The 25121-nt window shown below is 64.7% G+C and carries 26 protein-coding genes; 12 read left to right on the top strand and 14 right to left on the bottom strand.

What is annotated here, in order from left to right; translation table 11 throughout:
- Nucleotides 1-62 precede the first annotated feature (62 nt).
- Entirely contained in the window at nt 63-833 is a 771-nt protein-coding gene (locus ACWV14_RS15225; protein ID WP_106934328.1) for an IclR family transcriptional regulator domain-containing protein, read from the bottom strand.
- Between the two features lie 142 nt (nt 834-975).
- Between ACWV14_RS15225 and pobA the strand changes: the two genes are divergently transcribed.
- Nucleotides 976-2157 carry a 4-hydroxybenzoate 3-monooxygenase gene (gene pobA, locus ACWV14_RS15220; protein ID WP_454909329.1) on the top strand — a complete coding sequence of 394 codons (1182 nt, stop codon included), beginning with the start codon at nt 976-978 and terminating at the stop codon, nt 2155-2157.
- On the opposite strand, the gene ACWV14_RS15215 is transcribed toward pobA, so the two are convergent.
- Genes ACWV14_RS15215 through ACWV14_RS15205 form a run of 3 tightly spaced genes read right to left on the bottom strand, consistent with a single transcriptional unit; the run spans nt 2154 to nt 5836 of the window.
- Entirely contained in the window at nt 2154-2558 is a 405-nt protein-coding gene (locus ACWV14_RS15215) for an SRPBCC family protein (protein WP_454909328.1), read from the bottom strand. The genes pobA and ACWV14_RS15215 overlap by 4 nt on opposite strands.
- A gap of 13 nt (nt 2559-2571) precedes the next feature.
- Nucleotides 2572-3471 carry a helix-turn-helix domain-containing protein gene (locus ACWV14_RS15210; RefSeq protein ID WP_454909327.1) on the bottom strand — a complete coding sequence of 300 codons (900 nt, stop codon included), beginning with the start codon at nt 3469-3471 and terminating at the stop codon, nt 2572-2574.
- A 34-nt stretch (nt 3472-3505) separates the two neighbouring features.
- The gene (locus tag ACWV14_RS15205; RefSeq protein WP_454909326.1) at nt 3506-5836 is read right to left on the bottom strand and encodes a xanthine dehydrogenase family protein molybdopterin-binding subunit; all 2331 of its coding nucleotides are present in this window, start codon (nt 5834-5836) and stop codon (nt 3506-3508) included.
- 234 nt (nt 5837-6070) lie between these two features.
- Here ACWV14_RS15205 and aat point away from each other — a divergent pair, with 234 nt between their 5' ends.
- The 3 genes from aat to ACWV14_RS15190 are packed head-to-tail and all read left to right on the top strand — an operon-like array spanning nt 6071 to nt 8433.
- Nucleotides 6071-6835, top strand: coding sequence for a leucyl/phenylalanyl-tRNA--protein transferase (gene aat, locus ACWV14_RS15200; RefSeq protein WP_454909325.1), 765 nt, complete (start codon nt 6071-6073; stop codon nt 6833-6835).
- A complete protein-coding gene (locus ACWV14_RS15195) occupies nt 6832-7581 on the top strand; it encodes an arginyltransferase (RefSeq protein ID WP_237674505.1) in 750 nt (249 codons plus the stop codon). The genes aat and ACWV14_RS15195 overlap by 4 nt, the downstream gene beginning before the upstream one ends.
- A gap of 30 nt (nt 7582-7611) precedes the next feature.
- Nucleotides 7612-8433 carry an IclR family transcriptional regulator gene (locus ACWV14_RS15190; RefSeq protein WP_422086469.1) on the top strand — a complete coding sequence of 274 codons (822 nt, stop codon included), beginning with the start codon at nt 7612-7614 and terminating at the stop codon, nt 8431-8433.
- A gap of 76 nt (nt 8434-8509) precedes the next feature.
- Here ACWV14_RS15190 and ACWV14_RS15185 read toward each other — a convergent pair whose 3' ends face one another.
- Nucleotides 8510-9556, bottom strand: coding sequence for a serine hydrolase (locus tag ACWV14_RS15185; protein ID WP_422086468.1), 1047 nt, complete (start codon nt 9554-9556; stop codon nt 8510-8512).
- Between ACWV14_RS15185 and ACWV14_RS15180 the strand changes: the two genes are divergently transcribed.
- On the top strand, nt 9540-9842 hold the full coding sequence (locus ACWV14_RS15180; RefSeq protein WP_428745011.1) for a hypothetical protein: 303 nt from the start codon (nt 9540-9542) through the stop codon (nt 9840-9842). The genes ACWV14_RS15185 and ACWV14_RS15180 overlap by 17 nt on opposite strands.
- On the opposite strand, the gene ACWV14_RS15175 is transcribed toward ACWV14_RS15180, so the two are convergent.
- From ACWV14_RS15175 to ACWV14_RS15145, 7 genes are all read right to left on the bottom strand, one after another.
- The gene (locus tag ACWV14_RS15175) at nt 9839-11377 is read right to left on the bottom strand and encodes a 2-isopropylmalate synthase (protein WP_422086467.1); all 1539 of its coding nucleotides are present in this window, start codon (nt 11375-11377) and stop codon (nt 9839-9841) included. The genes ACWV14_RS15180 and ACWV14_RS15175 overlap by 4 nt on opposite strands.
- A 59-nt stretch (nt 11378-11436) precedes the next feature.
- Complete coding sequence (leuA, locus tag ACWV14_RS15170) at nt 11437-13140, bottom strand: 2-isopropylmalate synthase (RefSeq protein WP_454909324.1); 1704 nt, start codon at nt 13138-13140, stop codon at nt 11437-11439.
- 211 nt (nt 13141-13351) lie between these two features.
- On the bottom strand, nt 13352-14176 hold the full coding sequence (pssA, locus tag ACWV14_RS15165) for a CDP-diacylglycerol--serine O-phosphatidyltransferase (protein ID WP_081266313.1): 825 nt from the start codon (nt 14174-14176) through the stop codon (nt 13352-13354).
- A 183-nt stretch (nt 14177-14359) separates the two neighbouring features.
- Nucleotides 14360-15376, bottom strand: a complete 1017-nt coding sequence (ilvC, locus tag ACWV14_RS15160) for a ketol-acid reductoisomerase (RefSeq protein WP_081266312.1) — start codon at nt 15374-15376, stop codon at nt 14360-14362.
- Between the two features lie 53 nt (nt 15377-15429).
- Complete coding sequence (locus ACWV14_RS15155; RefSeq protein ID WP_081266311.1) at nt 15430-15693, bottom strand: DUF4282 domain-containing protein; 264 nt, start codon at nt 15691-15693, stop codon at nt 15430-15432.
- 53 nt (nt 15694-15746) lie between these two features.
- Nucleotides 15747-16238 (bottom strand): acetolactate synthase small subunit, encoded by a 492-nt coding sequence (gene ilvN / locus ACWV14_RS15150; RefSeq protein ID WP_081266310.1) that lies wholly within the window; start codon nt 16236-16238, stop codon nt 15747-15749.
- Between the two features lie 104 nt (nt 16239-16342).
- Nucleotides 16343-18127, bottom strand: a complete 1785-nt coding sequence (locus ACWV14_RS15145) for an acetolactate synthase 3 catalytic subunit (protein WP_422086465.1) — start codon at nt 18125-18127, stop codon at nt 16343-16345.
- A 280-nt stretch (nt 18128-18407) separates the two neighbouring features.
- On the opposite strand from ACWV14_RS15145, the gene ACWV14_RS15140 reads away from it, so the two are divergent.
- The 6 genes from ACWV14_RS15140 (at nt 18408) to ACWV14_RS15115 (ending at nt 21838) form a co-directional block, all read left to right on the top strand.
- Nucleotides 18408-18974 (top strand): RNA polymerase sigma factor, encoded by a 567-nt coding sequence (locus ACWV14_RS15140; protein ID WP_081266308.1) that lies wholly within the window; start codon nt 18408-18410, stop codon nt 18972-18974.
- Nucleotides 18971-19393, top strand: a complete 423-nt coding sequence (locus tag ACWV14_RS15135) for a DUF3619 family protein (protein ID WP_454909323.1) — start codon at nt 18971-18973, stop codon at nt 19391-19393. Before ACWV14_RS15140 ends, ACWV14_RS15135 begins: the two co-directional genes overlap by 4 nt.
- Nucleotides 19394-19586: 193 nt before the next feature.
- Nucleotides 19587-20231, top strand: coding sequence for a DUF3106 domain-containing protein (locus ACWV14_RS15130; RefSeq protein ID WP_454909322.1), 645 nt, complete (start codon nt 19587-19589; stop codon nt 20229-20231).
- Between the two features lie 14 nt (nt 20232-20245).
- Entirely contained in the window at nt 20246-20812 is a 567-nt protein-coding gene (locus tag ACWV14_RS15125; protein ID WP_454909321.1) for an RDD family protein, read from the top strand.
- On the top strand, nt 20809-21216 hold the full coding sequence (locus ACWV14_RS15120; protein ID WP_454909320.1) for a diacylglycerol kinase: 408 nt from the start codon (nt 20809-20811) through the stop codon (nt 21214-21216). Before ACWV14_RS15125 ends, ACWV14_RS15120 begins: the two co-directional genes overlap by 4 nt.
- Before the next feature lie 31 nt (nt 21217-21247).
- Nucleotides 21248-21838, top strand: coding sequence for an LOG family protein (locus ACWV14_RS15115; protein ID WP_454909319.1), 591 nt, complete (start codon nt 21248-21250; stop codon nt 21836-21838).
- 47 nt (nt 21839-21885) lie between these two features.
- On the opposite strand, the gene ACWV14_RS15110 is transcribed toward ACWV14_RS15115, so the two are convergent.
- Together ACWV14_RS15110 and ACWV14_RS15105 are read right to left on the bottom strand one after the other, a co-directional pair.
- The gene (locus ACWV14_RS15110; protein ID WP_106934316.1) at nt 21886-22224 is read right to left on the bottom strand and encodes a P-II family nitrogen regulator; all 339 of its coding nucleotides are present in this window, start codon (nt 22222-22224) and stop codon (nt 21886-21888) included.
- Complete coding sequence (locus ACWV14_RS15105) at nt 22221-23918, bottom strand: NAD+ synthase (protein ID WP_454909318.1); 1698 nt, start codon at nt 23916-23918, stop codon at nt 22221-22223. Before ACWV14_RS15105 ends, ACWV14_RS15110 begins: the two co-directional genes overlap by 4 nt.
- A gap of 20 nt (nt 23919-23938) precedes the next feature.
- Here ACWV14_RS15105 and ACWV14_RS15100 point away from each other — a divergent pair, with 20 nt between their 5' ends.
- Nucleotides 23939-25093: a GNAT family N-acetyltransferase gene (locus tag ACWV14_RS15100; RefSeq protein WP_454909317.1), complete on the top strand. Its 1155-nt coding sequence runs from the start codon at nt 23939-23941 to the stop codon at nt 25091-25093.
- Nucleotides 25094-25121: the final 28 nt, after the last annotated feature.

The raw sequence follows: 25121 nt of genomic DNA, 5'->3' as shown, positions 1-25121 counted from the left end.
TGTGTGTCCGTTTCGGGGATTCGAGGCGCGGGCCTTCGCTAAAGTTCAGATCGGGGGGAGCGTCACAGCAACGAACGTACTTCCCGCGCTGCTTCGAACAATAGCGGCAGCATGTCGCGCTGCAGTGCTTCTTCCTGGTAGCGCGTGCCCGACAGCACCATGTTCAGCGCCGCCACCGTGTGGCCCTGCATGTCGCGCAGCGGTACCGCCAGCGCCTGCACGCCCAGTTCGTGTTCCTCGCTGGCAAAACAATAGTCGTCCTTGCGGGCACGGGCAACCAGCTGGCGCAGGCCGCGCGCCTGGGTCACCGTGTGGGGTGTGAGCCGCGCCAGGTGGCGGCCCTTTAGCCATTGCGTGAACACGGTGGGCGCCATCGCAGCCAGCAGCACGCGGCCGGTCGATGTGGCATGGGCCGGCAGCCGTGCGCCCAGGTGCAGGCCGTAGGCCAGCACGCGCGTCGGCGTGCCGTAGCTGCCACTGCGCGCAACGATGACCACCTCCTCTCCGTCGAGCACCACCGCCGAGAAAGACTCGCCCGTCTGTGCCGCCAGCCGGTTCAGCGTGGGCTGCAGGGCGCGCGGCAGCCGCGATGACGCGAGATAGCTGCCCGAGAAGCGCAGCACCTTCGGCGCCATCCAGAAATAGCTGCCGTCGGTTTCCAGGTAGCCCAGGTGCGCCAGCGTCAGCAGGTGGCGGCGGGCCGCGGCGCGGGTGAGGCCGGCGCGCTCCGCGGCCAGCGTGGCGTTGAGCCGCTGGCGCTCGGTGTCGAAGCTCTCGAGCACCGCCATTCCCTTGGCGATGCCCTCGATGAAGTCGGCTCTGGCAATGGTCATTCGTCGTCGGGGTCGTCGTTTGGTCGAAGTGTTGCGCGATCATCGCGCACGCGTTCGCATGATCGCACAGAGCATCTCGCGCCGGCGCCACAGACGGGCGACCGCGCCCTACGCTCCACGAAACCATCTCGGAGACACGAACATGCGCACCCAGGTCGCGATCATCGGCGCCGGCCCCGCCGGCCTTCTGCTCGGTCAGCTTCTGCACAAGGCAGGCATCGACAACGTCATCGTCGAACGCCAGAGCGGCGACTACGTGCTCGGGCGCATCCGCGCCGGCGTGCTCGAGCAGGTCACGATGGATCTGCTGGCGCGCGCCGGCGTCGATGCTCGCGCCAAGGCCGAAGGCCTGCCGCACGAGGGCATCGAGCTGCTCTTCAAGGGCGCGCGCCATCGCATCGACATGCACGGCTTCACGGGCGGCAAGCAGGTCACGGTGTACGGCCAGACCGAGGTCACGCGCGACCTTATGGAAGCGCGCGAAGCCGAAGGCCTGAAGACCATCTACAGCGCGGCCAACGTCAGCCTGCACGACTTCGACTCGAACAAGCCGCGCGTGCGCTACGAGAAGGACGGCCAGACGCACGAGATCGAGTGCGACTTCATCGCCGGCTGCGACGGCTACCACGGCGTGAGCCGCGCGAGCGTGCCTCCCGATGCGATCCAGACCTACGAAAAGATCTACCCCTTCGGCTGGCTGGGCGTGCTGGCCGACGTGCCGCCGGTGTCGCACGAGCTCATCTACGCGAACACCGAACGTGGCTTCGCACTGTGCAGCATGCGCAGCGCCACGCGCAGCCGCTACTACGTGCAGGTGCCCACCGAGGAGCGCGTGGAAAACTGGAGCGACGAGGCCTTCTGGAACGAACTGGGCGCACGCCTGGACCCCGAGGCGCGCGAACGGCTGGTGACCGGCCCGTCCATCGAGAAGAGCATTGCGCCTCTGCGCAGCTTCGTTGCCGAGCCGATGCGCTTCGGTTCGCTTTTCCTGGCGGGCGACGCGGCGCACATCGTGCCGCCGACCGGCGCCAAGGGGCTGAACCTCGCGACGGCCGACGTGGGCTACCTGTCGCGCGCGCTGGAAATCTTCTACAGCGAGAAGTCGGCCTCGGCGCTCGACCGCTACTCGGACCTGTGCCTGCGCCGCGTGTGGAAGGCCGAGCGCTTCTCTTGGTGGTTCACCTCGCTGATGCACCGTTTTCCCGAAACGGGCGCCTTCGGCCAGAAGATCCAGGAAGCGGAACTCGACTACCTGGTGCACTCGCACGCGGCTTCCACCTCGCTGGCGGAGAACTACGTCGGCCTGCCGCTGGAAGACTTCTAGGCGGTGCGCCCTTCGAGCGCCGCCTTCATCGCGGCGGCGCCCTGCACCATCATCGGCTCGATGTAAGCAGCCATGGCATCGGGCAGCACATCGGTGATCCACACGAAGCGAGAGCGCCCCGGACCTTCCACGAACACCTGCGCCGATGCGTGGTGATGGCTGGCCTTGCCGCCGGCGACGGTATAGGCGAGACGGCGGCGCGTGTCGTCGATGCCCACCAGTACCTCGCGCGCCACGAGACCGTTGGCAAAGGTCAGCACGCGGGCGCCTTCCGCATCGATCGTGCAGCCGGTGAGAAAGCCCGGTGCAAGCCGTACGTGCACCGCGTTGAAGTCGCGCAGCGCGTCCCACACACGGGCGGCGTCCGCCTCGACGATGAATTCCTTGCAGATGGTGGCCATGCCTTGCCTCGCTTCAAAGTGACGCGATCCGGCCCGATGGCTGGATCAGGCGCTCATCATCGAGAAGCGCTGCGATGCGGTCTTGGAAAATCTTGCGATCGCCGCGTGCCGCCTTGCGAAAGCCGCTGGGCGACACGCCGGCCGCGCGGTGGAAGGTGCGCACGAAATTGCTGAGATCTGCAAAGCCCACGTCGAGCGCGACCTCGGTCACGGGCCGGCCATCATCTTCGGCCAGAAGGCGCGCGGCACGGCGCAGCCGCGAGCGCACGAGGTACTGGTGCGGCGTGACGCCCAGCACCTGGGAGAACAGCCGCAGGAAGTGGAAGGAGCTCAATCCGGCCTCGGCCGCCGCACCGTCGAGGCCGATGTCGTGCCGGGAGTTGGCGTCGATCCACACCGCGGCATCGACCGCGCGACGGCGGTCTCGCGCCGCAGCCGTGGACGGTGGCGCGAACTTCCGGCGCCCGGACACGACCTCGACGAAACGGCTTGCGAACCACATGCCCAATTCGTCCAGGCCCGCATCGCCCTGCCCCTCGGCCGCGGCCTGGGCCAGTTCGCCGATCACCATGAGCTCGGCCAGCGGAGGCAGGCCGCCGGCGCACCAGGCATTCGAATCTCCGCCGATCAGGTCGACGAAGCCGGGCGACAGGTGGAACGCGAGGCACTCGTCGCCGCACACATGGTTGTCGTGCGTGCAGACGTATTCGTCGCCGGGGCGACCCACCAGCACCGAGCCGGTCACCAGTTCGTAGGCCTGGCCGCGCGTGCGGTAGCCGAAGCTGCCCTTGCGCACGTACGAGACCGAGTAGCCCTCGTGCAGTTCGGCAAAGGGCTGCGCGTCAGGCCCTGCGTCGCAGCGGTAGCTGGCGATGCCAATAGCGTCGGTCTGTACTTCCGTGGTGACGAGCATGGCAGGCGCCTTTCTGTCCCACGGAAACGATTGCTTAATCGACCGTTTGCATCGCCTGCCAGACACGTGCAGGGCTCAGCGGCATGTGCAGCCGCGGCGCACGGGTGGCGAGGCCGTTGCGTGCGAAGGCGTCGGCCACCGCATTCACGATGGCCGGCGTGGCGCCGATGGTGCCCAGCTCCCCCACGCCCTTCACGCCCAGCGGATTGTTCTTGCAGGGTGTGGATTCGTCCATTTCCATGTTGAACATGGTGTCGACGATGTCTGCGCGCGGCGCGGCGTAGTCCATCAGGCTGCCGGTGACGGGCTGGCCGGTGTCGTGGTCGTACACCACCTGCTCGTAGAGCGCCTGCCCGATGCCCTGCACCGCTCCGCCTTCGAGCTGGCCGCGCACGATCATCGGGTTGATGACGCGGCCCACGTCGTTGACGGAGCTGTAGGCCACCACGCTGATCTCGCCGGTGGGCGGATCGATCTCGATCTCGCAGATGTGGCAGCCGTTGGGCCAGGTCGGGCCGGCCACGGTGCTGGTGGAGTCGACGAAGATCTCGCGCTCGGGCTGCTTGCTGGCGAGCGTGAACAGGTCGAGCTCCAGGTCGGTGCCGGCCACCATGAAGACACCGCGCGTGTAGATGATGTCGTCGACGGCAGCCTCGAACTCCTGCGCCGCGAGTTCACGCGCCTTGTCGATGGTGCGTTCCGCGCCGATGCGCACGGCAGAGCCGCCAGTGAACAGCGAGCGCGAACCGGCGCTGCCGAAGCCGTCGCCGCGATCGGTGTCGCCGAGCACCACGCGCACCTTGTCGATGGGCACGCCAAATGCGTCCACGGCCAATTGCGCGAGCGAGGTGGCGATGCCCTGCCCCATCGCGTTGACGGCGGAGAAGACTTCGATCACGCCCTCGGCCTGCACGGAAACGGTGACGCGCTCCTCGAACACATTGCCGCCCGTCCATTCGAGGAAAGTGGCAATGCCCAGGCCGCGATGCTTGCCCTGGCTGGCGGAGACGGCGGCGCGGCCCTCGAAGCCCTGCCAGTCGGCCAGCACCAGCGCCTGTTCCATCACCGACTCGAAGTTGCCGGTGTCGTAGGTCTGCGCCATCGGGTTCTTGTACGGCATCTGCTCGGGGCGGATGAAGTTGCGCCGGCGCAGCGCGATGCGGTCGATGCCAGTCTGGCGCGCGGCCTCGTCCATCAGCCGCTCGATGGTGAAGATGGCCTCGGGACGGCCCGCACCGCGGTAGGCGCCGGTGGGCGCCGTGTTGGTGAGCACCGCCTTGAAATGGAAGTCGATGGTCTGGATGTCGTAGACGCTGGTCTGCACCCATGGGCCGATGAGCAGCTGGATGGCAACACCCGTGCCAGTGGCATAGGCGCCCACGTTGGCAAGTGTCTTGATGCGCAGCGCCAGGATCTTGCCGTCGGCGTCCAGCGCCATTTCGGCGCGGGCCTCGATGTCGCGGCCGTGCGCGCTCGACAGGAACTCTTCGCTGCGGTCCGCCACCCATTTCACCGGACGGCGGACCTGAAGCGCGGCATACGCGACCGCGATGTCTTCAGGGTAGGCGCCGGTCTTCATGCCGAAGCCGCCACCGACATCACCCACGACCACGCGCACCTTTTCCTTGGCCAGGCCGATGGCCGCGCACAGCGAATCGCGAACGCCGGAAGGCATCTGCGTGCTCATGCGGATGGTGAGACGGCCCGTGTCGGCGTCTTGCGCGGCGAGCACGGAACGCGGCTCGATGGTCAACGCGACCACGCGCTGGTTGTTCACGTCGAGCGCCACCACATGGCTGGCCTTGGCAAAGGCGGCGGTGGCGGCCTCGCTGCTGCCGTGGCGCATTTCGGCGGCGATGTTGCCGGAGGCCTCTTCGCACAGCTGCGGCGCGTCTTCGGCGGTGGCACTGGCGAGGTCGACCACCATCGGCAGGTCTTCGTAGTCGACCATGATGGCTTCGCAGGCGTCGCGCGCCTGCTGCACGGTTTCGGCCACCACCAGCGCCACGGCTTCGCCGACGAAGCGCGTGCGTTCATGCGCCATTGCGTAGCGCGGCGGGCTGGCGCTGTCGCTGCCGTCCGCGCGCTTGAAGCCCGCGGCGCCGGGCATCGGCTTGACGCCGGCCTGCGCCATGTCGGCCCCGGTGATCACGCACAGCACGCCGGGCATCGCAGCTGCTGTGCTGGTGTCCACGGAAAGTATGCGTGCGTGGGGATAGGAAGACCTCAGGAAGACAAGGTGCGCCTGGCCCGGCAACGTGACGTCGTCGGTATAGCGTCCGGCCCCGGCCAGCAGGCTTTCGTCTTCGAGTCTGCGCACCGCCTGGCCGCTGCCGAAGCGTGTGGGATTGGATTCAGTGGTCAACGTGGTCCTCTTGTGCTGATCCCGGCGCAAAACAGTTGCCAGCCGGATCCGCTGGTACCTGGGTGTACCGTGGCGGATGCAAGCTGTGCACTATATGGTCTTCGACGGGTCTTGTGGGTGTGTCGTGCCAGTGGTCGCTACGTCCCGGGCCTCTGCCTGATGGGCAGACCTGGGACGTACGCAATTTTCCCTCAACTGGATTTGGTTTTCGATAAGCCGTGTATACCTGTGAACATGCAACAACTGCCTTGGCTCGAACCCGGAGACGCGCTGCCCGATCCTGCATCGGCATGGGGCGTCGCCGACCCGGTGCCCGGCCTCCTCGCGGCCGGCGGGGCGCTGGATGTCGATACTCTGATGCAGGCTTACGGCAGTTGCGTCTTCCCGTGGTTCAGCGAAGACCAGCCGATCCTCTGGTGGAGCCCCGACCCGCGCATGGTGCTCCAGGTAGCTGACTTCAAGCTGCACCGATCGCTGCGCAAGACCATGTCGCGCTTTGCGAAAACGCCCGGCTGCGAGGTGCGCATCGACCATGACTTCAGCGCCGTCATCGAGGCCTGCTCGCGCTCGCCAAGGGTGGGCCAGTCTGGCACGTGGATCGTTCCGGACATGGTGAGGGCCTATACGGATTTGCACCGCGCCGGCCACGCCCACAGTGTCGAGACCTGGATCGACGGCAAGCTGGCGGGCGGCCTCTATTGCGTGGCGCTGGGCCGCGCGGTGTTCGGCGAGTCGATGTTCACCCGCCGGCCCGACGCATCGAAGATCGCGCTGGCGGCGCTGGTGTCGCTTTGCAGGCGTTCCGGCGTGCGCATGATCGACTGCCAGCAGAACACGGCCCACCTCGCGAGCCTCGGCGCCCGCGAAATGCCGCGCAGGCGCTTTGTCGCGCACGTGGCCCAGGCCCGGCAGGAAGAGGGGCCGCAGTGGCGTTTCGAGCCCGTATACTGGACCGAACTCCTTTCCGCGCGACCTCATTCTCCCGATGTGACGACGTGACGCACCTCAAGGACCTTCCGCTTCACACCCTGCAGTTCTACGCGACGGCGCCCTATCCCTGCAGTTACCTGCCGGATCGCCAGGCCCGCTCGCAGGTGGCCACGCCCAGCCACCTGATCCACAACGACGCCTACTCCGACTTGGTGCTCAGCGGCTTCCGGCGCAGCGGCATGTTCACCTACCGTCCCTACTGCGACGGTTGCCGCGCGTGCATTCCGCTGCGGGTGCTGGCTAACAGCTTCCATCCCACGCGCAGCCAGCGGCGCGCGGTGAAACAGCATGCCGACCTGCAGGCGCGCGTACTGAAGCTCTGTTTCGTACCCGAGCACTACCAGCTCTACCTTCGCTACCAGAACGGCCGCCATGCCGGCGGCGGCATGGACCACGACAGCATCGACCAGTACACCCAGTTCCTGCTGCAGAGCAGGGTCAACTCGCGGCTGGTGGAATTTCGCGAAACGCTGCCCGACGGCAGCGCCGGCGCTCTCAAGATGGTGTCGATCCTCGACGTGCTGAATGACGGCATCTCGGCCGTCTACACCTTCTACGAGCCCGACACCAGCGCCGGCTACGGCACCTACAGCGTGCTCTGGCAGATCGAGCAGGCCCGCAAGCTGGGCCTGCCGCACGTGTACCTGGGCTACTGGATCGAGCACAGCCCGAAAATGAACTACAAGGCGCGCTTTTCCCCGCACGAAGTGCTGGTGGATGGCCGCTGGCAAGCGCCCGGCGATTTCACAAGGTAAAATGGCGCCCGGTCATCACCGCAGAGCGCCATGAGAAAAAACCAATCAGACATTCCCGCCGTTCCCGTGATCCAGGTGATCGAGCGCATGTTCGCGCTGATCGATGTCCTGGCATCCCGCGAAGAGGCGATTTCGCTGAAGGAGATCAGCGAAAAGACCGGTCTTCACCCGTCGACCACGCACCGCATCCTCAACGACCTGGCCGTCGGCCGCTTCGTCGACCGGCCCGAGGCCGGCAGCTACCGGCTCGGCATGCGCCTGCTGGAGCTGGGCAACCTGGTCAAGGGCCGGCTCAACGTGCGCGACGCAGCGCTGGGGCCGATGCGCGAGCTGCACAAGCTCACGCAGCAGCCGGTCAACCTGAGCATGCGCCAGGGCGACGAGATCGTGTACATCGAGCGCTCGTACAGCGAACGCTCGGGCATGCAGGTGGTGCGCGCCATCGGCGGCCGCGCCGCCCTGCACCTCACCTCCACCGGCAAGCTGTTCCTGGCGGCCGACGATCCGCAGCGGGTGCGCAGCTACGCCACCCGCACCGGGCTGGCCGGCCATACACGCAACAGCATCACCCAGTTGCCCGCGCTCGAGCGCGAGCTGTCGAAGGCACGCCAGTACGGCATCGCACGCGACAACGAAGAACTGGAATTGGGCGTGCGCTGCATGGCTGCCGGCATCTACGACGACCAGGGCAAGCTGGTGGCGGGCCTGTCAATCTCGGCCCCGGCCGATCGGCTGGACGAAGGCTGGCTGCCCAAGCTGCAGGCAACGGCCAACGAGATCTCGGGGGCACTGGGGTTCAAGGATGGGGTCGCGGCAACTCCGGCAAACGGCGGCCCCTCGGTCGGCGCCTGACCTGGCAGGGCCAAGGCCCAAAAGCAAACAGGCCCCTTTTGGGGCCTGTTTTCATTGGAGTGGCTAGCGAGAGAGATCAGCCAGCGACCTGATAGCCCACGTTGCGCGAAGACGCGGCCGGCGTGCCGGAGATCGAGTGCGTGGCCTCGACCCAGCGGCGAACGCGCTCTGCGTCGGCGATACGGCTGAACTTGCCGGCCGAATCCAGGAACACCATGATCAGCTTGCGCCCGGCCACCTTGGCCTGCATCACGAGGCACTGGCCGGCTTCGGAGATATAGCCTGTCTTCTGCACGCCGATTTCCCAATCGGGGCTCTTCACGAGACGGTTGGTGGTGTTGAACTGCAGCACGCGGTTGCCCACCTCGACCTGGTATTCGGGCGAAGTCGACAGCGAACGCACCGTGGCATCGGAATAGGCTGCATTGACGAGCAGCGCCAGGTCTTGCGCGCTGGACTGGTTGCGGCTCGACAGGCCCGTGGGCTCCACGTAGCGCGTGTCCTTCATGCCGAGCATCTTGGCCTTGGCGTTCATGATGCTCACGAAGGTCGACAGACCGCCCGGATAGGTACGGCCCAGCGCGTGCGCCGCACGGTTCTCGCTCGACATCAGCGCCAGGTGCAGCAGTTCGCCGCGCGACAGCGTCGTGCCGACAGTCAGGCGCGAGCTGCTGCGCTTTTCGGTGTCGACATCGTCCTGGGTGATGGTGATGAGCTCTTCATTCGGCAGGTGCGCCTCGCTGATGAGCAGGCCGGTCATCAGCTTGGTGAGCGATGCGATCGGCAGCACGGCGTGGTCGTTCTTGCTGAACAGCACTTCGTGGGTGTCCTGGTCGATCACGAGCGCGACGCTCGACTTCAGATCGAGCGAATCTTCGGTGCCGTGCAGGCCTGCCATCTGACCGAAAGACTGGCGCGCAGGCTGTTCGACACGAACCACCGAGCGGCGCTGGACGGCCACCACGGTCTTGCCGTTCTTCTTGTGAAGGGTAGCAACCACATTGCGGCCACCACGAACGACCTTTTCTACTTTTTCGTTCTTCTCGGCCCGGCCGCCGCGACTGGCGACGGCGGCGCCGCGAGCCGTCTTGGACGACGCGGTGCGCTTGACCTCGACCGGCACCACGCCCTTCTTGGCGGCGGCTGTCCTGGCGGCAACGGGCTTTTCTTTTTTCGCGGCCTGGGCGCCAGGCAGCAAAAACGCCGTGGCGCAAAACGCGACGGCGATGAATTTGAATGCGGGTAGAAACCGCTGGCTGGAAACTCGGCGGAGACGGGCTTCAGGCATTAATAAATCTCCAGCGGCGACAAACGAGGACCGCAGTGTATCGAAATCAAAAAAGACACGCAATATCAGTTACTTGCATCCTCTTCTTCAATCGAATACCAAGGATCGCCTGAAAACCTAACCTTGTGCCGCAACTCTCTCAGCTTGGCTCTGTAACTTGTTGAGCGCACTCAAATAAGCCTTTGCCGAAGCGACCACGATGTCCGGGTCTGCACCCACACCGTTCACCACCCGCCCTGCGTTTTGTAACCGGACTGTAACTTCTCCCTGGCTTTCCGTCGAGCCACTGATGGCGTTTACAGAGTAAAGAACCATCTCGGCGCCACTCTTGACGTGGGACTCGATCGCCTTCAGAGAAGCATCAACCGGGCCATTCCCGTCGGATTCGCCGGTCACTTCCTTGCCCTGAACGGTGAAAACGACCTTGGCCTGGGGGCGTTCGCCGGTTTCGCTGTGCTGGGAGAGAGAAACGAAAGCAAACCGCTCACCAACGTTCGAGACCTCCTCCGCGCTGACGAGCGCGAGGATGTCTTCGTCGAAAATTTCGGATTTGCGATCGGCCAGTTCCTTGAAGCGCAGGAAGGCGGCGTTGATCTCGCCTTCGCTCTCCATGGCCACGCCCAGCTCCTGCAGGCGCTGTTTGAAGGCATTGCGGCCGCTGAGCTTGCCCAGCACGATCTTGTTGGCCGTCCAGCCGACGTCTTCGGCACGCATGATTTCGTAGGTGTCGCGGGCCTTGAGCACGCCGTCCTGGTGAATGCCCGAAGCATGCGCGAAGGCATTGGCGCCCACCACCGCCTTGTTGGGCTGTACCACGAAGCCGGTGGTCTGGCTCACCATGCGGCTCGCGGCCACTATGTGCTGGGTATCGATGCGCAGGTCGAGGCCGAAATAGTCCTTGCGGGTCTTGACCGCCATGACCACTTCCTCGAGCGAGCAGTTGCCAGCGCGCTCGCCCAGCCCGTTGATCGTGCACTCCACCTGGCGCGCACCGCCGATCTTCACGCCGGCCAGCGAGTTGGCCACGGCCATGCCGAGGTCGTTGTGGCAATGCACCGACCAGATGGCCTTGTCGCTGTTGGGCACGCGCTCGCGCAGCATCTTGATGAAGTTGCCGTAGAGCTCGGGAATAGCGTAGCCGACGGTGTCGGGCACGTTGATGGTGGTGGCGCCTTCGTTGATGACGGTCTCGAGCACGCGGCACAGGAAGTCCGGGTCGCTGCGGTAGCCGTCTTCAGGGCTGAATTCGACGTCGCCGATCTGGTTGCGTGCGAAGCGCACCGCCAGCCTGGCCTGCTCGTGCACCTCGTCGGGCGACATGCGCAGCTTCTTTTCCATGTGAAGCGGCGAGGTCGCGATGAAGGTATGAATGCGCCCGCGGGCTGCGCCCTTCAGGGCCTCGGCGGCGCGTGCGATGTCGCGGTCGTTGGCGCGCGACAGGCCGCACACCGTCGAGTCCTTGATCGTGTTGGCAATCGCCTTCACGGCCTCGAAATCGCCGTTCGAACTGGCGGGAAAGCCGGCCTCGATGACGTCGACCTTCAGCCGCTCCAGCAGCTTGGCGATGCGCATCTTCTCGTCGCGCGTCATCGAGGCGCCCGGCGATTGCTCGCCGTCGCGCAAGGTGGTGTCGAAAATTATGAGTTGCTCGGTCATCGTGGTTCTCCTTGGTTCGCGACCACCTGCCGAGCACTGCGCGGATCCGCGCGGCGACGTCAGGCGATTTCAACCACCGATTGTGCGCTGTGCGCGCCCCGGGCCCGCGAACGCTGGACACCCGAAACAATCGCTTTCAGCGACGCGGAGATCACGTTCGCGTCGATGCCCACGCCGAACAGCGTCTGGCTTTCATCCACGCGCAGTTCCAGGTAGGCCACCGACTTCGCATCGGCGCCGGCGCCGATCGCATGCTGGTGGTAGTCCATCACGCGCACCGTGTGGCCGGTGGCCTTGCTCAGTGCCTGCGTGAAGGCGTCGATCGGGCCGTTGCCGCGGCCCTCGACGGCATGCACTTCGCCGTCCCACGGCAGATCGCCGCGCAAAACCACGGAAGCGCTGGCGCCCTCGCCTTCTTCCTCGATCACACGATGCTGCAGCGATTGCGCCGTCTCGATACCGTATTCGCGCACGAACAGGTCCCAGAGGTCGGCGGCGGTGAGCTCCTTGCCGGCCACGTCCATCACGCGCTGCACGACCTGCATGAACTCCATCTGCAGGCGGCGCGGCATTTCGATGCCGTATTCGCTCTCGAGCAGATAGGCCATGCCGCCCTTGCCGGACTGGCTGTTCACGCGGATCACGGCTTCGTAGCTGCGGCCCACGTCCTTCGGATCGATGGGGAGGTAAGGCATGTCCCAGATGTCGCCTTCCTTGCGCGCCGCGAAGGCCTTCTTGATCGCGTCCTGATGCGAGCCGGAGAACGAGGTGTAGACCAGGTCGCCGACGTAAGGGTGGCGCGGGTGCACGGGGATCTGGTTGCAGTGCTCCACCGTGGCGCGGATCTCGTCGATGTTCGAGAAATCGAGTTCCGGAGAAACGCCTTGGGTGTAGAGGTTGAGCGCGACGTTCACGAGGTCGAGGTTGCCGGTGCGCTCGCCATTGCCGAAGAGACAGCCTTCGATCCGCTCGGCGCCGGCCATCAGGGCCAGTTCGCCGGCCGCGGTACCGGTGCCACGGTCGTTGTGCGGATGCACGCACAGCACGATCGAATCGCGGCGCGCGAGGTTGCGGTGCATCCACTCGATCATGTCCGCGAAGATGTTCGGCGTGGAATGCTCGACCGTGGTCGGCAGGTTGACGATGCACTTGCGCTGCGGCGTCGGTGCCCATACTTCCGTTACCGCATCGACCACGCGCTTGGAAAACGCCACGTCGGTGCCCGAGAACATTTCGGGCGAATACTGGAAGGTCCACTGAGTGTTCTTCTGCTTCGCCGCGAACTCGTTGAACATGCGCGCGTGTGTGGTCGCGAGCTCGACGATCTGGTCTTCGTTCATGCCGAGCACCACGCGGCGCATCACCGGCGCCACGGCGTTGTAGAGGTGAACGATGGCGCGCGGCGCGCCTTGCAGCGACTCGAAGGTACGTGCAATGAGGTGGTCGCGTGCCTGCGTCAGCACCTGGATGGTCACGTCTTCGGGAATGCGGTCTTCCTCGATGAGCTTGCGCACGAAGTCGAATTCGATCTGCGATGCCGAGGGGAAACCGACTTCGATTTCCTTGAAGCCGATGGCCACGAGGGTTTCGAACATGCGCATCTTGCGCGCGATGTCCATGGGCTCGACCAGCGCCTGGTTGCCATCACGCAGGTCGGTCGACAGCCAGATGGGCGCCTTGGTCAGCACGGCATCGGGCCAGGTACGGTCCTTGAGGCCGATCGGGGCGAATGCGCGATATTTGCTTTGAGGTTGCTTGAGCATGTCGATTTCTCTGTGATGGTTGGTAATCGACCAGCAACCCCAAAAAACAAACGGCCCGTTGCTGGTGCGAACGGGCCGTGGTGAGGGATTTGCGCGTGCGCTACCGTCTCCGCCCGTGAGGGAGGGCTAGTAGGGCCAGCAGCGAAATCTTGGTCATGAGGGTTACGAATGTAGCACAGCCTGAGCGGGCCTGGAAAGGCCTGCCCGAGCCTCAGTTATGCAGTCCGCGCTCGTCGGGCTCTTCGGTAGAGGTGCTGATCACGCTTGCCGGCTGGCCCTTGGCCTTGCGCCAGGCGTAGACCACGTAGCCGCTCAGGCCGTAGGCAACGAACAGGCCGAAGAGCACGGTCGGCGGATTGATGTTGATGACCGCAATGCCCAGCGCGATGAGCACGATCACCACGAAGGGCACGCTCTTCTTCATCTGGATGTCCTTGAAGCTATAGAACGGCGCGTTCGTGACCATTGTCAGACCCGCATACAGCGTGAACGCGAAAGTGACCCAGGTGATCTGCGTCCATGAAAGGTACAGCACGTCGCCGCCGCGCTTGCCCCATTCGTTCACCAGCCAGATGAAGCCGGCCACCAGTGCCGCCGCCGCCGGCGACGGCAGCCCCTGGAACCAGCGCTTGTCGACCACGCCGGTGTTCACGTTGAAGCGCGCCAGCCGCAGCGCCGCGCAGGCGCAATACACGAAGGCGGCGATCCAGCCCCAGCGCCCCAACCCCTTGAGCGACCATTCATAAGCGATGAGCGCGGGCGCGGCACCGAACGACACCATGTCGGACAGCGAATCCATCTGCTCGCCGAATGCGCTCTGCGTGTTGGTCATGCGGGCCACGCGACCGTCGAGGCTGTCGAGCACCATCGCGGCGAACACGCCGAGCGCCGCAAGATCGAAGCGCGCGTTCATGGCCATGACGACCGAATAGAAGCCGCCGAACAACGCCGCCAGCGTGAACAGGTTCGGCAGGATGTAAATGCCCTTGCGGCGTTTGCGCGGTTGCACGTCGTCGGGAACCGTATCGTCATGCATTGAAATTGCCTCCGTCCCTCATGGGCACGCCACGTACAGCTATCCAATCGATAGCATCTTGATCTGTGAATCGCATGGCTCGCAGTGTAGTTCAGGGGACATCTTCGACCCCCTTCAAACAAAAGGGCCACCGCGACGGGTGGCCCTCGGGAAAAGGCGCCGAAGCGCCCTTCAACTGGAAGATCAGTTGCGGGTCTGGTCGACCAGCTTGTTCTTCTTGATCCAGGGCATCATCGCGCGCAGCTTTTCGCCGACGACTTCGATCTGGTGCTCTGCGTTCAGGCGGCGACGGCTGATCAGCGTGGGAGCGCCGGCAGCGTTTTCCAGCACGAAGCTCTTGGCGTATTCGCCGGTCTGGATGTCCTTCAGCACTTGCTTCATGACCTTCTTGGTCTCTTCGGTCACGACGCGCGGGCCGGTGACGTACTCGCCGTATTCGGCGTTATTCGAGATCGAGTAGTTCATGTTGGCGATGCCGCCTTCATAGATCAGGTCGACGATCAGCTTCAGTTCGTGCAGGCATTCGAAGTACGCCATTTCGGGCGCGTAGCCGGCTTCCACCAGCGTTTCGAAACCGGCCTTGATCAGTTCGACAGTACCGCCGCACAGAACCGCTTGTTCGCCGAACAGGTCGGTCTCGGTCTCTTCGCGGAAGTTGGTCTCGATGATGCCGGCCTTGCCGCCGCCGTTGGCGGTGGCGTAGCTCAGCGCGAGGTCACGCGCCTTGCCGGTCTTGTCCTGGTGCACGGCCACGAGGTGGGGCACGCCGCCGCCTTGGGTGTACGTGCTGCGCACGGTGTGGCCAGGGGCCTTGGGAGCGACCATCCACACGTCGAGGTCGGCGCGCGGCTGCACGAAGCCGTAGTGAACGTTGAAGCCGTGCGCGAAGACCAGCGAAGCGCCTTCCTTGATGTTCGGAGCCACGTCATTCTTGTAGACGTTCGCGATCTGCTCGTCGGGCAGCAGGATCATGACGACGTCGGCGGCCTTCACGGCGTCGGCGACTTCAGCGACCTTCAGGCCGGCCTTTTCGACCTTGGGCCACGAGGCGCCGCCCTTGCGCAGGCCGACCACGACCTTGACGCCGCTGTCGTTCAGGTTCTGCGCGTGCGCATGGCCTTGCGAGCCGTAACCGATGATGGCGACCGTCTTGCCCTTGATGAGGCTGAGATCCGCGTCCTTGTCGTAATAAACCTTCATATGCGTCTTTCCTATTTAATCTCGAGCATTCCCAACAGCGGGGATGCATTCACTCACAGTGGGCCGGAAGTATTCCGGGCCTTCATTTGCTGATTGATGGACACGAGGTTGTCGTGAATGCGGAACAGCAGGATCAGCAATTCGCTGTAGACGCGAACGATGATCGCGCCGAAAACCAGGACCCCGATGGCGACCAGGATGCGTCCCTGGAACAGCGCCGTGGCGGTCATTGCGAGCACAGCCAGCAATCCAAGGAAATACAGTATCCGGATGATGATGGGCGTCACCATCTTGTCGAATCCCAGCAAGTCTTGCATCACGTTCTCCTCATGTGTCGATGAAACGGTGAAACTGAGGGGATCTGCACCCCCTACACGCGCAGGATGCGCTCACCGCGCCCGATGCCGCTGGCACCGGTGCGGACAGTTTCGAGGATAGCGCTACGCTCGATCGCTTCGAGGAAAGCGTCGTTCTTGCCGTGGTCGCCGGTGAGTTCGATGGTGTAGCTCTTGTCGGTCACGTCGATGATGCGGCCACGGAAAATTTCCGCCATGCGCATCATTTCCTCGCGCTCCTTGCCGACCGCGCGCACCTTCACCATCATGAGCTCGCGCTCGGTGTAGGCGCCTTCGGTCAGGTCGACGACCTTCACTACTTCGATCAGGCGGTTCAGGTGCTTGGTGATCTGCTCGATCACGTCGTCGGAGCCGGTCGTGACGATGGTCATGCGCGAGAGGCTCGAGTCCTCGGTCGGCGCGACTGTCAGCGATTCGATGTTGTAGCCACGGGCCGAGAAAAGGCCCACCACGCGGGAAAGAGCACCCGGCTCGTTTTCCAGCAGCACTGCAATGATGTGTTTCATGTTTGCATGACTCCTCTTTTCGCCGCCCTCCCCCGCGCACGGTAATGCGCGGGCTCGGCGGGCAATAGATTCGTCAGTAAAGAGTTGAGCGAATGTTCCGCGGATCAGAGATCTTCGGAACCCAACAGCATTTCGGTGATGCCCATGCCGGCCTTCACCATCGGGAACACGTTTTCGGTGGGGTCGGTGCGGAAGTCCATGAACACCGTGCGGTCCTTGAGCTTGCGTGCTTCGCGCAGCGCGGGCTCCACGTCTTGTGGACGCTCGATCAGCATGCCGACGTGGCCATAGGCCTCGGCGAGCTTCACGAAGTTCGGCAGTGCATCCATGTAGCTGTGGCTGTAGCGGCCGGAGTATTCGATCTCCTGCCACTGGCGCACCATGCCCAGGTAGCGGTTGTTGAGCGAGCAGATCTTGATCGGCGTGTTGTATTGCAGGCAGGTGGAGAGTTCCTGGATGCACATCTGCACCGAGCCTTCGCCGGTGATGGTGAACACTTCCGAATCGGGCTTCGCGAGCTTGATGCCCATGGCATAGGGAATGCCAACGCCCATGGTGCCCAGGCCGCCGGAGTTGATCCAGCGGCGCGGCTCGTCGAAGCGGTAGTACTGGGCGGCCCACATCTGGTGCTGGCCCACGTCCGACGTGATGTACGCGTCGGCGTCCTTGGTCATGTTCCAGAGGGTCTCTACCACGTACTGCGGCTTGATCACGTCCTTGTTGCCGCGGTCGTACTTGAGGCAGTCGCGCGAGCGCCAGGCCTCGATGGTCTTCCACCAGTCGGCCAGCGCGCCGGCGTCGGGCTTGGCGGTGCTCTCGCGGATCATCGAGATCAGCTCGGTGAGCACGTCCTTCACGTCGCCGACGATCGGGATGTCGACCTTCACGCGCTTGGAGATGCTCGACGGGTCGATGTCGATGTGGATGATCTTGCGTTCGTTCTGCGCGAAGTGCTTGGGATTGCCGATGACGCGGTCGTCGAAGCGCGCGCCCACCGCCAGCAGCACGTCGCAGTTCTGCATCGCATTGTTGGCTTCGATGGTGCCGTGCATGCCCAGCATGCCGAGGAACTTGCGGTCGCTGGCCGGATAGGCGCCCAGGCCCATCAGCGTGTTCGTGACCGGATAGCCAAGCATGTCGACCAGCGTGCGCAGTTCGTTGGTGGCGTTGCCCAGCAGCACGCCGCCGCCGGTGTAGATGTAGGGGCGCTTGGCGGCCAGCAGCAGCTGCAGCGCCTTGCGGATCTGGCCGCCGTGGCCCTTGCGCACCGGGTTGTACGAGCGCATCTCGACCTTGTCGGGATAGCCTGCGTAGGGAACCTTCTTGAAGGAAACGTCCTTCGGCACGTCCACCACCACCGGACCCGGACGGCCGCTGCGTGCGATGTGGAAGGCCTTCTTCATCGTCATGGCCAGATCCTTGGGATCCTTGACGAGGAAGTTGTGCTTGACGATGGGGCGGGTGATGCCGACCGTGTCGCATTCCTGGAAGGCGTCGAGGCCGATGGCGGCCGTCGGCACCTGACCCGAAATGATCACCATCGGGATCGAGTCCATGTACGCCGTGGCAATGCCAGTGACGGCGTTGGTCAGGCCCGGGCCGGAAGTGACCAGCGCCACGCCGACTTCGCCGGTCGCGCGCGCATAGCCGTCAGCCGCGTGCACGGCTGCCTGCTCGTGACGCACCAGCACATGCTGGATGGTGTCCTGCTTGTAGAACGCGTCGTAGATGTAGAGAACGGCGCCACCCGGGTAACCCCAGACGTATTGCACGCCTTCGGCCTGCAGTGCCTTGACCAGCACTTCAGCGCCCATGAGTTCTTGCGTGGCGTTGCCGGCGTTCGAGGACGCGGCGGCAGCGGAGAGGATTTCCGCCTTGGAGATTTCCATGATCAACCTTTGTTTATTTCGGGAACGAAATACCTTGGGTGCCCCTTGCCAACCCTTGTGAGGCCGCGCCAGGACTTGAGGCCAAAGCCATGAGCGGACTGATGTTCCGCCGGACCGTGACCCGTTTGCCTTTTGACTTGCAAGACGGATTATGACATTTCCGGGCGTTCAGATTCGCTTCAGCACTTGTGTAAAGCGACAAAGGCATAATCCGCGGCGGTAAACATACGCGATCGCTAGACCCCTCTTCCCACGCGGCGCGACCTGCGCCCCCTCTCGCTTGGCCACTGAACTAGAACTCTCCGACTTCCTGAAAAGCGTCGAACGACGCGCTTTCAAGCGCTCGGTCTATCACGTGCGGGATGAAGAAGCGGCGCTCGATATCGTGCAGGACAGCATGATGAAGCTGGCGCAGCACTACGGCGACAAGCCGGCCGACGAACTGCCGATGCTGTTCCAGCGCATCCTGTCGAACTGCACGCTCGACTGGTTCCGGCGCCAGAAGACCCGTCGCGCCCTTTTCTCGAATCTCAGCGACTTCGACTCGGTCGACGACGACGGCGATTTCGACCTGCTGGAGAACTTCGTCTCGCCGACCGACTCTAGGGAATCGGAGAGCGCCGAAGACACCACCCGCCGCGCCCAGGTCTTTCACGAGATCGAGGAACAGATCGCAGCATTGCCGGGCCGTCAACGCGAGGCTTTCCTGATGCGTTACTGGGAGGAAATGGACGTCGCGGAGACGGCCGCAGCGATGGGCTGTTCCGAAGGCAGCGTCAAAACCCATTGCTCGCGAGCCGTTCACGCTCTGAGCAAAGCGCTCAAGGCCAAGGGAATATCGCTATGAATACTAAGGTTTCACCCTCCTCATTCACCGCCGAAGACGAGTTCGGACAGCGCCTTGCTGCACGCCTCTCGGCCGGCAACAAGGAACTGTCGCACGACATCGGCGAACGGCTCCGCGTGGCTCGTGCGCAGGCCGTGGCTGCGCGCAAGCTGCCCCCGCAACTGCGGGCGGCGCCCGTGGTGGTGCAGTCGGGCCACACGGCAATACTGGGTGGCAGCTGGTGGACCCGCATCGGCTCGGTGGTGCCGCTCATTGCACTCGTGGCTGGCCTCATCACCATCAGCGTGATGCAGGACGACGACCGCGCCAGCGAACTCGCCGAAGTCGATTCCGCACTGCTCACCGGCGATCTGCCGCCCGCCGCCTATACCGACCCCGGTTTTGCTCAATTCCTGAAGGCCGACGGCGCCTCCGACTGAACTTTTCACTGACCGAATGCGACGCCGCCCCTCTCCTAGCGCGAACTCCTCCCGCCCGCTGCGCCCGCTTCAGGCGGGCGCAGTCGTTTGGGCGAGTGCGCTTGCGGTTGCGGCCTTTGGCCTGACGACTGCCGGCGCACAGCCCCGTGCAGAGACCGCCGCAAACATCGCAGGCGTCAGCAGCCCCAAGGCCGTGTCGACGACCAAGCCGCTCTGGAGCGAACTCACCCCGGGGCAACAACAGGCCCTCACACCGCTCGCCCCCCACTGGAACACCCTGAACGCCGGGCAAAAGCGCAAATGGCTGGCGCTGTCGCGCAATTACGCGGAAATGTCGGCAGAGGACAGGAAGACCCTGCACAGCCGCATGATCGAGTGGGCAGCACTGAGCAACCAGCAGCGTACCCAGGCACGCCTGAACTTCGCTGAGGTCAAGCGCATTCCGGCTGACGAGCGCAAGGCCAAATGGGAGCAGTACCAGGCCCTGAGCGAGGAAGAAAAGCGAAAGCTGGCCGAGCGCGCTCCTACCAAGCCGCGCGGTGCCGCCATCCCCGTGCGGCCGGTTTCCTCACAGAAGCTCGTGCCCGTACCTGCGGTCACGCCCGGCGTGCAGCACACGCCGAGGATCCTGCTGACGCCGCCGCCCGCCCCGCCGTCGCCCCCCGCCACACTCCTGGTCGCCACCCCACCGGAACGCTCGCCGTCGACAACGCCGGCCGTCGTGGTCACCCCCGCAGCGCCGCCGCCCGCCAGCATCTCGGCGCCGCCAGTACCGGCTGAAGCACAGGTGCCGCCCCCCTCGTCAGCCACGGCCGAACCGGCCACCACCTCTCCCTGACCACAAGGGCCTCGATGGTTTCCAGTACTCCCGAAGTCTCGGGATCCGATCACCCGGCCTCGCCCGTCTCACCAGCAAGCAGCGCTCCCGTCTCTACAGTGCCTGGCCTGTGGCGCCGGATGGCCTGCTGGCTTTATGAAGGTATGCTGCTGTTCGCGGTGGTGTTCGTCTCGGGCTGGCTCTTCAGCACGCTGGGGCAGATGCGCGACGCCATGGATTCGCGGCGCCACCTGTTCCAGGCTTTCCTCTTCGTCGTTTTTGGCGTGTACTTCGTCTGGTTCTGGACCAAGGGCCAGACGCTCGCCATGAAAACCTGGAACATCCGCATCGTCGATCTGCAAGGCCGGCCCATCAGCCAGCGGCGAGCGCTTGCACGTTACCTGCTGAGCTGGATCTGGTTCCTGCCGCCGCTGGCCGCCCTGGCCCCTTTCAAGCTCTCGGGCGGCGAATCGACCCTCCTGATCTGCGGCTGGGTCGCCGTCTGGGCCCTGCTTGCACGTTTTCACCCCGACCGCCAGTTCTGGCACGACGCCTGGGCCGGTACGCGGCTCATCACCTCCAAGCCGATGAGTCGCCGATGAGTGCCTTGCCCAATCTTCCCGATCCCGCCGTCAATCCGCAGAAGGCCCGCAAGGGCTTCGAGCGCGTATGGCATGCCACGCTCATCTCGCTGCACGGCCTGCGCGCCGGCTGGAGCGAGCCCGCCTTCCGCCAGGAAGCCATCCTGTCGATCGTCATGATCCCGGCGGCTTTCTGGCTAGGAAGCAGCTGGGTCGAGGTGGCCCTGCTCGCGGGCAGCGCTCTCCTGGTGATGATCGTTGAACTGCTCAACACCGCCGTCGAAGCCGCAATCGACCGCATCGGCCCTGAATGGCACGACCTGTCCAAGCGCGCCAAGGACATGGGTAGCGCCGCCGTGCTGCTGTCGCTCACGCTCTGCGGCGGCATCTGGGCCGCCGCGCTGTGGCAACGCTTCCTGTCATGAGAAGGCATGCCGGCTGCGGCATGATGGCAGGATGAATCCTGAATTTTCGATCTGTGTGTATTGCGGCTCGCGTCCCGGCGAGCGCCCCGAGTTTTCCCAGGCCGCGCAAGCGGTCGGCCAGTGGATCGGCAAGCACGGCGGCCAATTGGTCTACGGCGGCGGTCGCACCGGGCTGATGGGCACGGTGGCCGAGGCCACCCGACTGGCCGGCGGCCGCGTGGTCGGCATCATCCCCAAGGCGCTGGTCGACAAGGAACTGGCGAACTCGCTGTGCGATGAACTGCACGTGGTCGACACCATGCACGAACGCAAGGCCATGATGGGCGAACGCGCCGACGCCTTCGTCGCTCTCCCGGGCGGTATCGGCACCTTCGAGGAACTGTTCGAGATCTGGACCTGGCGCCAGCTTGGCTACCACGACAAGCCGACCGGCATCCTGAACACCGCCGGCTACTACGACGGCCTGCTGGCCTTCCTGGCCCACAGCGTGCGCGAAGGCTTCATGGGCGAGTGGCAAATGGAGCTGATCCGCACCGGCACCGAGGTGCCCGAGCTTCTGGCCGCGTTGCGCGCCGAAATTCCACTCCACCCGCGGGAAGACAGGTTGTCGGAAAACCTCTGACGCCCGTCCATCTGAAAAAAGCCTCCGCTACCGGAGGCTTTTTTGCTTCAGACCGCGTTTTCGTTCTCTTCGCCCGTACGGATGCGCACGATGCGCTCCACCTCGGTGACGAAAATCTTGCCGTCGCCGATCTTCCCGGTGCGCGCGGAATTGACGATGGCCTCGATGCAGCGCTCCACATCGGCCTCGTTGACGACCACTTCGACCTTCATCTTGGGCAGGAAGTCGACCACGTACTCGGCGCCGCGGTACAGCTCGGTGTGCCCCTTCTGGCGGCCAAAGCCCTTGACCTCGGTGACTGTCAGGCCGGTAACGCCCACCTCGGCCAAGGCCTCGCGCACGTCCTCGAGCTTGAAGGGTTTGACGATGGCGGTGATCTGCTTCATGGTTTTCGTGCTCCGGCGGTTTCGTTGAATTTGCTGGTGATAGGGTAACGCCAATCCTTGCCGAAGCTTCGATGGGTGACCCGAATGCCTACCGGCGCCTGGCGCCGCTTGTACTCGTTGATCCTGATGAGCCGCGCAACCCGCTCGACCACCGCGCGCTCGTAGCCGGCAGCGATGATCTCGTCGATGCCTTCGTCGTCCTGCATGTAGCGTGCCAGGATGCCGTCGAGGATGTCGTAGGGCGGGAGGCTGTCCTGATCGGTCTGGTCGGGCCGCAGTTCGGCGCTGGGGGGGCGCGTGATGATCCGCTCGGGAATGGGCTCGGCGCCGGTGCCGTAGGGGTCGTGGGCATTGCGCCAGCGCGCCAGCGCGAACACCGTGGTCTTCAGCAGGTCCTTGATGACCGCGAAACCGCCCGCCATGTCGCCATAGAGCGTGCAATAGCCGGTGGCCATTTCGCTCTTGTTCCCGGTGTTGAGCACGATGGAGCCGAACTTGTTCGACAGCCCCATCAGCAGCGTGCCGCGGATGCGAGCCTGGATGTTCTCTTCAGCCGTGTCCTCGGGCTTGCCCTTGAACTCCTCGGCCAGGGCGTCCTTGAAGGACTCGAAGGTGTGCCTGATCGAGATTTCGTCGTAGCGCACGCCCAGCCGGCCGGCCATGTCGCGCGCGTCGATCCAGCTGATGTCGGCGGTGTAAGGCGAAGGCATCATGACCGCGCGCACCTTGTCCTTGCCCAGTGCGTCGACCGCGACGGCGAGCACCAGGGCGGAGTCGATGCCGCCCGAAAGCCCCAGGATGGCGCCCGGAAAGCCGTTCTTGCCGACGTAGTCGCGCACGCCGAGCACCAGTGCGTCCCAGAGTTGCGCCTCGGCGTCGCGCGGCGCGGCAATGGCCCCCGGCTCGGCAACGAAGCCGACGCCACCCTGCGGCGAACGTTCGAGCTGGGCGAAGACCAGCTTTTCCCGAAAGCTCTCGGCCTGCATCGCGGCGGTACCGTCGGCCTGCAGCGCGAAGGAAGCCCCGTCGAACACCACTTCGTCCTGCCCGCCCACCAGGTGCGCATAGACCAGCGGCAGCCCCACGGCACGCGCCCGGTCGGCCATGCGTGCCACGCGCTCGCCTTCCTTGCCAACGTGGTACGGCGAGGCGTTGATCACCGCCAGCACCTCGGCGCCACTTTCGCGGGCGAGTTCGGCCGGCTGGTCGAACCAGGCGTCCTCGCAGATCAGCAGGCCGACCGAGACGCCGCCCGCCTCGAACACGCAGGTATCCTGCCCCGGCGTGAAGTAGCGGCGCTCGTCGAACACCTGGTAGTTGGGCAGTTCGCGCTTGGCGTATGTCTCGAGGATGCGGCCTTCCTTGATGACGCTGGCCGCGTTGTGGCGAAGCTGCACCGCCACCGAGCGGCTGCGCAGGCTGCCGCCGGTCGGATGCCCCACCACCACGACCATGTCTTTGAGGTCGGCCAGAGCGGCGGCAATGCCTTTCACGGCATCATCGCAGGCTTGAGTGAAGGCGGGCCGCAGGAACAGGTCTTCTGCCGCATAACCGGCGATTGAGAGTTCGGGCGTCAGCAGCAGGCGCGTGCCTTGCGAATAGGCCTCGCGCGCGGCATCGACGATCTTTTTCGCGTTGCCGGCGAGGTCGCCCACCACAAAATTGAGTTGCGCGATGGCGAGCTTGAGCGTCATTACAGAAGGAAGAAAAAGGCTTGAACGATTATGTCATTCGGGTTCTGTCGTCGCCGTCGGACGTGAGCCCGCAGGCATGGAACGCGTTGCTCGCCGCAGAGGCAGAGCCTTCGCCTTTCATGCGCCACGAATACCTCTCGGCTCTGCATGAAAGCGGCAGCGCCACGCCTGCGAGCGGCTGGATGCCGCAGTTCGTCACGCTGTGGCGCGGCAAGCAGTTGCAGGCCGCATGCCCGCTCTACATCAAGGACCATTCCTACGGCGAGTACGTCTTCGACTGGGCCTGGGCCAATGCCTACGAGCAGCATGGGCTCGCCTACTACCCGAAGGCCGTGGTCGCGGTGCCCTTCACGCCCGTGCCCGGCACGCGCCTGCTGGCCCGCGATGCGCAAAGCCGCACCTTGCTGGTGCAGGGCCTGGTGGCCCTGTGCAAGCAGGAAGAACTTTCGTCGCTGCACCTGCTGTTCGGTGCCGACGAAGACATCGCCGCATGCACTGAGAGCGGCTTGATGCTGCGCAACACGGTGCAATTCCACTGGACCAACGCGCAGTACGCAGACTTCGACAGCTTTCTCGCCAGCCTCTCCCACGACAAGCGCAAGAAGATCCGCCAGGAGCGCCGCAAGGTGGCCGAAGCCGGCGTGAGCTTCCGCTGGTCCCGCGGCGCCGACATTTCCAAGGCCGACTGGGACTTCTTCTACCGCTGCTACGAGCGCACCTATCGAGAGCACGGCAACCCGCCCTACCTCACGCGCGACTTCTTCCGGCGCATGGCCGACACGATGCCCGAGGCCTGGCTGCTGTTCATCGCCGAGCGCAACGGCAAGCCCATGGCCTCCAGCCTGATCGCCCTCTCCACCCAGCCGGACCAGCCTTTGGTCGCCTATGGCCGCTACTGGGGCGCGCTGGAGCGCGTCGACTGCCTGCACTTCGAGGCCTGCTACTACCAGCCGCTGGCCTGGTGCATCGAGCACGGCGCGAAACGCTTCGAGGGCGGCGCACAGGGCGAGCACAAGATGGCCCGCGCCCTGATGCCGGTGAAGACGACCAGCGCTCATTGGCTTGCGCATCCGTCATTTGCCGACGCGGTCGAGCGTTTCCTGGAGCGCGAGGGCGCGGGCATCGAGAACTACATGGACCACCTGGGCGAGCGCAGTCCGTTCAAGGCCGCCTGACCGCTGCGGCTCGTGCCATGTCGGGCTG

It is taken from the genome of Variovorax durovernensis, from assembly GCF_977011995.1.
This window is presented reverse-complemented; position numbering and strand designations above follow the sequence as displayed.

What these genes read in the sequence shown, in the direction of transcription:
- ACWV14_RS15190 (WP_422086469.1), top strand. Translation starts at nt 7,612, where the DNA reads ATGAGAAAAAACCAATCAGACATTCCCGCCGTTCCCGTGATCCAGGTG.
- ACWV14_RS15175 (WP_422086467.1), bottom strand. Translation starts at nt 11,377, where the DNA reads ATGACCGAGCAACTCATAATTTTCGACACCACCTTGCGCGACGGCGAG.
- ACWV14_RS15115 (WP_454909319.1), top strand. Translation starts at nt 21,248, where the DNA reads ATGAATCCTGAATTTTCGATCTGTGTGTATTGCGGCTCGCGTCCCGGC.
- ACWV14_RS15105 (WP_454909318.1), bottom strand. Translation starts at nt 23,918, where the DNA reads ATGACGCTCAAGCTCGCCATCGCGCAACTCAATTTTGTGGTGGGCGAC.
- pobA (WP_454909329.1), top strand. Translation starts at nt 976, where the DNA reads ATGCGCACCCAGGTCGCGATCATCGGCGCCGGCCCCGCCGGCCTTCTG.
- ACWV14_RS15215 (WP_454909328.1), bottom strand. Translation starts at nt 2,558, where the DNA reads ATGGCCACCATCTGCAAGGAATTCATCGTCGAGGCGGACGCCGCCCGT.
- ACWV14_RS15120 (WP_454909320.1), top strand. Translation starts at nt 20,809, where the DNA reads ATGAGTGCCTTGCCCAATCTTCCCGATCCCGCCGTCAATCCGCAGAAG.
- ACWV14_RS15225 (WP_106934328.1), bottom strand. Translation starts at nt 833, where the DNA reads ATGACCATTGCCAGAGCCGACTTCATCGAGGGCATCGCCAAGGGAATG.
- ACWV14_RS15135 (WP_454909323.1), top strand. Translation starts at nt 18,971, where the DNA reads ATGAATACTAAGGTTTCACCCTCCTCATTCACCGCCGAAGACGAGTTC.
- leuA (WP_454909324.1), bottom strand. Translation starts at nt 13,140, where the DNA reads ATGCTCAAGCAACCTCAAAGCAAATATCGCGCATTCGCCCCGATCGGC.
- ACWV14_RS15110 (WP_106934316.1), bottom strand. Translation starts at nt 22,224, where the DNA reads ATGAAGCAGATCACCGCCATCGTCAAACCCTTCAAGCTCGAGGACGTG.
- ACWV14_RS15145 (WP_422086465.1), bottom strand. Translation starts at nt 18,127, where the DNA reads ATGGAAATCTCCAAGGCGGAAATCCTCTCCGCTGCCGCCGCGTCCTCG.
- pssA (WP_081266313.1), bottom strand. Translation starts at nt 14,176, where the DNA reads ATGCATGACGATACGGTTCCCGACGACGTGCAACCGCGCAAACGCCGC.
- ilvC (WP_081266312.1), bottom strand. Translation starts at nt 15,376, where the DNA reads ATGAAGGTTTATTACGACAAGGACGCGGATCTCAGCCTCATCAAGGGC.
- ACWV14_RS15210 (WP_454909327.1), bottom strand. Translation starts at nt 3,471, where the DNA reads ATGCTCGTCACCACGGAAGTACAGACCGACGCTATTGGCATCGCCAGC.
- aat (WP_454909325.1), top strand. Translation starts at nt 6,071, where the DNA reads ATGCAACAACTGCCTTGGCTCGAACCCGGAGACGCGCTGCCCGATCCT.
- ACWV14_RS15155 (WP_081266311.1), bottom strand. Translation starts at nt 15,693, where the DNA reads ATGCAAGACTTGCTGGGATTCGACAAGATGGTGACGCCCATCATCATC.
- ilvN (WP_081266310.1), bottom strand. Translation starts at nt 16,238, where the DNA reads ATGAAACACATCATTGCAGTGCTGCTGGAAAACGAGCCGGGTGCTCTT.
- ACWV14_RS15125 (WP_454909321.1), top strand. Translation starts at nt 20,246, where the DNA reads ATGGTTTCCAGTACTCCCGAAGTCTCGGGATCCGATCACCCGGCCTCG.